Origin of the sequence: Streptomyces yaizuensis (assembly GCF_034961445.1) — a bacterium.
Taxonomy (GTDB): domain Bacteria; phylum Actinomycetota; class Actinomycetes; order Streptomycetales; family Streptomycetaceae; genus Streptomyces; species Streptomyces yaizuensis.
Genome location: NZ_LC735414.1, coordinates 94982 through 102041, shown reverse-complemented (window position 1 = coordinate 102041; position 7060 = coordinate 94982). Strand labels below are relative to the sequence as shown.

General features: G+C 68.7%; 10 protein-coding genes. All 10 read right to left on the bottom strand.

The window, feature by feature from the left end; translation table 11 throughout:
- Nucleotides 1–199: 199 nt before the first annotated feature.
- Nucleotides 200–760: a hypothetical protein gene (locus tag SYYSPA8_RS37705; protein ID WP_323451942.1), complete on the bottom strand. Its 561-nt coding sequence runs from the start codon at nucleotides 758–760 to the stop codon at nucleotides 200–202.
- A complete protein-coding gene (locus tag SYYSPA8_RS37700) occupies nucleotides 757–1623 on the bottom strand; it encodes an LPD29 domain-containing protein (protein ID WP_323452009.1) in 867 nt (288 codons plus the stop codon). Before SYYSPA8_RS37700 ends, SYYSPA8_RS37705 begins: the two co-directional genes overlap by 4 nt.
- Nucleotides 1624–1704: 81 nt before the next feature.
- On the bottom strand, nucleotides 1705–2067 hold the full coding sequence (locus SYYSPA8_RS37695; RefSeq protein WP_323451941.1) for a hypothetical protein: 363 nt from the start codon (nucleotides 2065–2067) through the stop codon (nucleotides 1705–1707).
- Nucleotides 2068–2101: 34 nt separating this feature from the next.
- Nucleotides 2102–2293, bottom strand: a complete 192-nt coding sequence (locus SYYSPA8_RS37690) for a hypothetical protein (RefSeq protein WP_323451940.1) — start codon at nucleotides 2291–2293, stop codon at nucleotides 2102–2104.
- Nucleotides 2290–2913, bottom strand: a complete 624-nt coding sequence (locus SYYSPA8_RS37685; protein ID WP_323451939.1) for a hypothetical protein — start codon at nucleotides 2911–2913, stop codon at nucleotides 2290–2292. The genes SYYSPA8_RS37690 and SYYSPA8_RS37685 overlap by 4 nt, the downstream gene beginning before the upstream one ends.
- 92 nt (nucleotides 2914–3005) lie before the next feature.
- A complete protein-coding gene (locus tag SYYSPA8_RS37680) occupies nucleotides 3006–3443 on the bottom strand; it encodes a hypothetical protein (protein WP_323451938.1) in 438 nt (145 codons plus the stop codon).
- Between the two features lie 143 nt (nucleotides 3444–3586).
- On the bottom strand, nucleotides 3587–4015 hold the full coding sequence (locus SYYSPA8_RS37675) for a hypothetical protein (protein WP_323451937.1): 429 nt from the start codon (nucleotides 4013–4015) through the stop codon (nucleotides 3587–3589).
- A gap of 102 nt (nucleotides 4016–4117) precedes the next feature.
- Complete coding sequence (locus SYYSPA8_RS37670; protein ID WP_323451936.1) at nucleotides 4118–4528, bottom strand: hypothetical protein; 411 nt, start codon at nucleotides 4526–4528, stop codon at nucleotides 4118–4120.
- Between the two features lie 165 nt (nucleotides 4529–4693).
- Nucleotides 4694–4939: a hypothetical protein gene (locus SYYSPA8_RS37665; protein WP_323451935.1), complete on the bottom strand. Its 246-nt coding sequence runs from the start codon at nucleotides 4937–4939 to the stop codon at nucleotides 4694–4696.
- 82 nt (nucleotides 4940–5021) lie between these two features.
- A complete protein-coding gene (locus SYYSPA8_RS37660) occupies nucleotides 5022–6479 on the bottom strand; it encodes a hypothetical protein (protein WP_323451934.1) in 1458 nt (485 codons plus the stop codon).
- Nucleotides 6480–7060: the final 581 nt, after the last annotated feature.

Below are 7060 nucleotides of genomic sequence, written 5' to 3'. Positions count from 1 at the left end.
GATGTTCTTTTTCTCCTATTTCCGTTCGCTTCGCGTCCCACTGGCGGTGGGGATGGCTACTTCGGATGCGGGCAATTCTGCCAGGCCCCTTTCGGGGCATATGGGAGCGGGGCCGCCGGATGCGTCCAGCCCACCCGTACGGCGCCCTGCTGGGATGCCCGGCCGACTTACCTTCGGCCGGGCCCGCACTGTTGTCAGGTCAGATGAACGGCGGCCCGTCGACGGGCTGGTCGAGCGCCTGCCGCACGTTCCTCAGCGCCGACCCGAGCAGCACGGCGTGCAGGCCCGTGGGCGCCGCCGAGTCCCCGGCCAGCTTCTCCGCCCTCTCGGCGTGGACGAGGTCGTCCAGGGCGTAGCCGAGGTTCCTGCCGAAGGGATGGCGGGGGTCCCTCAGCCGGTTGACGGCGACCCGTGCGAGGACCCGCAGGGCCCCAGTGTCGGTCAGCCGGCCACCGCAGGACTTGTGCCGCCGATTGCGCCGCATATGGGAGTTGAACATGTTGCCCTCCCAGCCGCAGCGCCGGCACAAAACCTTCCAGTGGGTGTCGCTGCCCGGGTAGCCGCTCAAGGGCTCCCACTCCTGCTGGTGCAGGATCACGAAGTACTTCGCCGCGTTGTCCTGGTTCGTCTTCCCGTCCCGCAGGACGTTAAGGTCGACGTGGGATTCGCCCGGCTTGTCCAGGGCCGGCCACAGGGACAGATCCGCCCGCAGCTCCTCCTGGATGTCGCTGACGCTCATGCGGTCGATGGGCCGGGTCACTTCGGCTCCTTACCGAGCGCCGCGCGCAGGACCGGGGTCTCGGCGCGGGCCAGGCGCCCGATCATCTGGAGGGTCAGCTTCGAGGAGGCGCCTGCGGTCGACGGGTCGGCGTGGGTGTGAGCGACGGCGTTCATCAGGACGGTCAACTCCGCGAGGAGAGCGCCCGTGACGAGGGTGCCCGTGCGGCTGATGATCCGCAGCACGTCCTGATCCTGCTCGGGGAGTTCCCACAGGTCGTCCGGGGTGCTGCGAATGTCGCCGGCGAGCGTGTTGAGGAAGCCGAGGACGGTTTCCTTGCGGCCGGCGCCCTCGCCTGCGACAGGCGGCCGTTCAGGGACGGCGTGCAGGCGAGGCTTCTCGCGCGCGGGATCGATGTCCCCGGCCTGTTCCGGCTCGCCGGGGACGGGTTCCTCGGGGGCTGTCATCGCCGCGCCCTGGCCCAGGGTCGGCAGGATGACGTTGTCGATGAGCCACTTCTTCTGACCCCAGTCGGTGCCCTTGGGGACGGTGACGCCTTCGTGGTCCCACGCCTCGTACCAGCCGTGGGCCTCGTTGGACGGGTAGATCTTCTTCTCCGGGGTGGAGGCGGCCGCGGTGGTCCAGATCGCCTCGGCCGCGTCCTGGACCTCCGGGGAGAACGACCGGGAGGTCTGGATGCCGCCGTAGCGGAGGGTGCGGGTGCCGTACGGGGCGGCGAACCGCCGGACCTCTTCTTCGGTGGGGCCGTCGGTCCAGGTGACCGTCAGATTTCCGTAGTCACTGCCGCGGTTGCAGCTGGTCACGGAGAATGTCACTCCGTGGTACCGGGGTCTGAGTGCTGCGCGCATGCGTGCCGCGCGGGCCTTGGGGCGGTCGTTGTCCATCATGGTTCCGTTCCTTGTCTCGTGGATGGGGGTCCGTACCGCCCCGGCGCGCGGGCGGTACGGACCAGCGAGGTCTTGTGGTCAGCGGGCGCAGGCCGTGCACACGCGCTGGTGCGGGATCCCGAAGCGGACGATGTCCAGCTCGACGGGGGCCTCGGTGTCGCAGATCAGGCACGGCAGCCGGTAGGTGCGCGGCATCTGGACCGGGACGAGCGGGGTCCCCGCGAGCAGCAGCGCCGGGGTGCTGCCAGGGGCGGTGAACTCGATCCGCCGGAACTCGGTGATCTCCTCGCCGGTGACCGGGTGCCGGTGCGCCCGGGTCGACGCGATCTTGTACCGGGCGCCTTCGGCGAAGGGAAGCTCGAAGGTGTCGCCGTCCTGGAACGCCGAGGCCGGCATGAGGGCCGGCAGGCTGTCGGCGAGCAGAGCTGAGGTGGTGTGCACGAGGGTGCTCTCTTTCGTTCAGGGGGTGGGTTGGTCAGACGCCGCACAGGCGGCCAGTGGCGGGGTGGCAGCTGTGGCTCCGGCAGTCGCCGCAGAGGCGGGCTCCGGGCCTGCGGTGCCCGCAGATGTGGTCCACGGGCACCATGCGGCCGGTGTCCTCGTCCAGGACGGCGTCCCGGACGTAGCCGTGGTCGCAGGTGTCGCAGCAGCAGGGGCAGCCGGTCACCGCACGAAGGAGTTCGCGACGGTGTCGTGGAGGCCGTACACCGTCGCCACGCCCCGGAGCGGGTTGGCGAGCGGGCTGTGGGCGACGCCGAGGAAGGCGCCGATCCACCTCGGTTCCCGGGGGAGCGCCAGGTCGAAGCCGGTGGGCTTCCCGCCGCAGCGGACGCTCTTGACGGCTCCGGTGTCGGGGTCGATGCGCAGCTCCAGGAGGTAGCCGCCGAGGGTGAGCCAGTCGAGGAGGTAGGTCACCTGGCTGCCGAGGAGCTGGGGGAAACCCTCTTCCAGGAGGACCCCGACCCTTTCCCGGGTGAGGAGTCGGGTGCTGGCCTGGTTGTTGAGGAAGGTGGTCGCGGTGTCCGCGGTGGGCAGCCCGGAGGGGGTCAGGTCGCCGTTGGTGTCCGGGAGGTCGGCGGCGATGTCCAGGGCCTTGAGGCCGTACTCGCGGGCGATCAGCCGTCCGCGCTCGGCCGCTTCGGGCGACATGGAACCGCCGGTGTAGGGGTGGTGGTCGCGCTGGAAGTCGGCGGTCATCCGGGCTGCCGCGCGGGTGAGCGACTGAAGCGACCCGGGGGTCCATGTGTAGATCCGGGTCCGGAGGGCGTTCATGAACTCGTCGGTCATCAGGGGGCCTTTCGGTCGTGGTGGCCCGGTCGGGCCTCCTGCCCCCTGTAGGCCCGACCCAGGTGGCGGGGCGGGCCGTGCTTGGTGGGGTGCTACGCGGTGGGCTTCTTGGTGTTCTCGCGGATCAGGGCGAACATGTCCGCGCAGACCTCCAGCTCGCGGATCACGCGGCGCTGCATCTCGCGGCGGCGGCGCTCGCTCTCGTTGAAGAGGGCGCTCGTGGAGGGCGGGGCCTCGCCGGCGAGCAGGTCGGTGCTGAAGGCGATCTTCCGGGCGTTGACGGCCCGCTCGTAGATGTCGTCCGCGCCGGGGTCCCTCTTGCTGAGGAGGGTGATGGTGTCCTGGACGGTCTGCCAGGCGCCCGCGCAGGCGACGGCGTCGATGTGGTCCTGGTAGAGCGCGTGGGTCATCAGGCCGGTCTCGTTGAGTGCGTGGGTCATGGCCTTCACGGTTCCGTCGCGCCAGGCGGCGGATTTGGCGATGTAGAGGTCGACAGCCAGTTCGGCGTTCTTAATGTGGTTGGTGGTCATGTGTTGTGTCCTTAGGAGTTGTTGGCGTTTCGTTCTGAATTCAGTCTAGCTTTCAAAGTCCTTAAAATCTATTTTGAACTTTCATTTTGACCGTGGAGCGGATCACACGCCGCCCCACGGCCGGTGCACAGCCGGCGGGAGGGCTACGCTGAACGGGCGGCCCTGATCCCGGCGAACAGTTCCTCGACGCCTTCCAGCTCGCGGATCACGCGGCATCGGATGTCCCGGGCGCGGCGCTCCTTCTCGTTGTGCAGGACGCTCACACACAGGGCGCCCTGGCCGCCCGTGACCAAGTCGCTGATGAAGGCGGCCTTCCGGGCCCTGATGGCGCGCTCGTAGATGTCGTCCGCGCCGGGAAAGTCCTGACCGAGGAGGGTGATGGCCCGCTGGACCTGCTCCCAGGCACTCGCGTAGGCGCGCGAGTCGAGGTGGTCCTCGTAGCGCGCGGTGTCGATCTCGCCGGTCTCGGAGAGTTCAGCGGCCATCGCCCGCTCGTTGTCCAGGCGCCACCGGCGGGCCTGGGTGATGTAGATGTCGACGGCGCGCTCGGCGGTCTTGATGTCGATGGCCATGCGTTCCCCCTGTGGCGGCTGTTGGTGTTTCGTTCTGGGTTCAGTCTAGCTTTTAAATACCTTGAAAACTTACTCAAACGTTCATTTTGGCCGTGGGGCGGATCACTCGAAACCCTCCCGTCGGCGGGCGAGGCCGACACCGATCAGGGGCGCTTCGTACGCGGCGGGGTCGAGGGGGATGTGGTACACCATCACCCGCGACGCCGGCCACCGGCCAACCCTCACCACGTCGCCCGCGAGCGCCGCGAGCACGCGCGCCGCGCCGATGACCGCCTCCTGGTCGGAGCCGCCCCGGCTGCCAATGGGGTGCACCCTGGTGCGGTAGGCGACCTGTTCCCAGGTCAGGTCGGGATCGTCCTGTGCGTACACGACCACCTCTCGCTCCCCGGCGGACCGGTCGATGATCAGGTCCGCCTGGGACCAGGGGCCGCGACTGACGAGCGCCAGCAGTCCCATCAGGTCGTCGTATGCCTGCCGGGGGTGGGTGTGCCTGCGCCTTCGGCGGTTGACCATGACGTCGCCTTTCCAAGGGGATTGTCCGTCTTTGCTCTTTCACTCTACCTTTCGAACCCCTTGAAATCTAGTTTGAACGTTCATTATTCGGGGGGTTGGATGCGCCGGATGGGCGGCCTGCCGGAAGACAGTTTGTCTTCCGGCAGGCCGCCTCGGGGCCGACACTCAGTCCTCGGGGAAAGGGGTCTCCAGGTCGACGGTGCGGCCCGTGGCGGCGAGGAGTCCCCGCACGAACGCGTCGACTTCGCTGCTGGCCAGGACGTGTTCCTTGCCGCGCACGATGACCGTGAACTGACGCCCGCCCTCGGCGGGCGCCGACCGGACGAACGTCAGCAGCCCGGCGTTCTCCAGCGCGTGCAGCGCGTTCATCCGCCGGCGGTTGGCGGCCGGGCCCCGTTCCTTACCTGTCACGGCGAAACCTCCTGTTCATGGCCGCCCAGTCTAGGCAGGCAGGGCCGCCCGGGGCCGGGCGAGCCCACCGGACGGAGGCCGCCTACCGGGCCGGGACCGCTTCTGCGGCGCGGCGCTTCTCGTTGCCGCGCGTGATCCACTCCCGCATCGAGGCCACGGAGGACCGCATGTGCTCGTTGGCACCGCTGGGGTCGCCTTCCAGCAGGGAGGCGTGGAAATCGCTGACGGAGGCGTAGGCCGGGGCCCCCGGGTTGGATGCGCTTTCCTCCTGGTGCCAGCTCTCGCGCGGGAGATCCCAGGGCGCTGCTCCCTCCACGTGTTCGGGTTCACCGTTCCACCCGGTTCCCTCCGGCTCCGGGGCGGAAGCCGGGGCCGGTCCGGCGGGCTGTGTCCCGCCCGCTGAGACGACGGCAGGCCCCTCGGCCTCCAGGACTCCAGCCGCCGTCTGACCGTCCGGCACGGCGGCGTTCAGGCGGCTCTCGCATACCCCCCACATGGACCGGGCCCCGTCCAGGCGGTCCGTGAACAGTGTCCGCAGCCGGTCGGTGGTCCAGCCGGAGTCCAGCAGCGACCACACCTTTGGCGCGAACCAGAACGGCAGCTCCAGCTCTCCCAGCAGCCTCAGGCCCTGTTCCACGGTGCCCTGGTCCCCTTCTCTCGCGACGGCGAGGCAGGTCCGGTTGGACACCCACAGCGGTCCGGCCCCCGCCGGGCGCTGCTTCTCGGGCAGACGCGCCAGGCGCTCCAGCGCCGGCAGCGTTCCCACCACGGAGAGCGGAGTTTTCCTGACCGGTTCGCGAACCGGTTCAACAGGAGCCACCCGCCGCCGCATCGTCTTCGCCGCTGCGACCGGCGGCCCCCCCGGCGCCGAGGCTTCGCCCCGGCGCGGGGAACAGGAACCGGTTACGCGTCGATCCTCGACGTCCCAATTTGCCCCGGGTTCCCGGGCATCGCCGCAGGCCGGGGCACCTGTCGGTTCTCGACGCCCGGACGCGCGGACGTCGATCCTCAACGTCCCGTTCTGACCAGGGACGTACGGGTCGAACCTGCTCACCGGGACGTTGGGAATCGACGTCCCGAACTGGCCGGGGATGTCCGTATCGCCGCTGTAGTCCGAAAATCCGGCACGGGTTCGGCGTGCCATCGCCATCAGTTCACCGGCCGCAGGTAGCGTGCCTGCCATGTCGGTCACCGCGTAGAGGTGCTGCCAGCCTCCATCGACGGGAGCCGACCGGTGAACGAGGTGGCCGCTGCGGACCAGGGCATGGCGCAGTCTCCTGAACCCGTAGTCGGTCAGACCGAGTTCGTCCCGGATCGCCGCCGAGCTGGTCACGGATGTCGGCAGCCTGAGCAGGTCGGCGAACGACGCTCGCAGATCGGCCGGAAGTGCCCGCGTGCTGATGGCGGCGCTGTCGGGGTTCGCGGTCCGGGTGATCACCAGGAGTACGGTGCAGGGCTTGTTCCTGCCCTCGGCGCCCTGCTCTCCGGCCCTGCGGGCGGGGGCGGTGCCTGCGGCTCCTGATGTGTCGTGCTTGTGCACCTTCGCTTCTTTCTCCCGGCGCGGGAGCGGAGCAAGGGGAAAGTCGACAAAGGGACTTACGAGGCAAAGCGGGCAACGCCGGTAGCGCTGCCGGGCCGATCCGCTACGCTATAGCACAGCGAGTGCCGTCACAGCCCCCTGCCCGCCAAGGCGAGGGACCGGACGGAATCGGCATACCTCATAATTTCAGATTGTCGTCAACCCTCCTCCGGCCGCTCTGCCGGATGGTGGCGCGGGCCGGGTTGCCAGCCGGACCCCGCGAATGTTTTCTGATTCGAATGCCTGTACGTGAAACAACGAACAACCGGCGCCAACCGGAATGTTCATCACATGGCGACCACGGAGACGCGAAGAACTGTCGATGTGGTTCACCTACCGCGAAGCCTCCGAGGCACTGCCAATGCCTATGCCGGGGGCTTTTCGCCATTTTCCCCAGGCGTAATCCACAGCTGTGCATGGATTACGCGAGTCATGATCCTAGCGCGACTTAACACCCCACGGGGACAGCTTTCAACTGACTGACGTATGGGCGTGCCGGTATGATCAAACGTCACCCGGGGCCAGGCCCACCCGCACCAACG

Coding starts and splice junctions, on each gene's coding strand:
- SYYSPA8_RS37670 (WP_323451936.1), bottom strand. CDS start 4,528: ATGGTCAACCGCCGAAGGCGCAGGCACACCCACCCCCGGCAGGCATAC.
- SYYSPA8_RS37675 (WP_323451937.1), bottom strand. CDS start 4,015: ATGGCCATCGACATCAAGACCGCCGAGCGCGCCGTCGACATCTACATC.
- SYYSPA8_RS37685 (WP_323451939.1), bottom strand. CDS start 2,913: ATGACCGACGAGTTCATGAACGCCCTCCGGACCCGGATCTACACATGG.
- SYYSPA8_RS37680 (WP_323451938.1), bottom strand. CDS start 3,443: ATGACCACCAACCACATTAAGAACGCCGAACTGGCTGTCGACCTCTAC.
- SYYSPA8_RS37700 (WP_323452009.1), bottom strand. CDS start 1,623: ATGGACAACGACCGCCCCAAGGCCCGCGCGGCACGCATGCGCGCAGCA.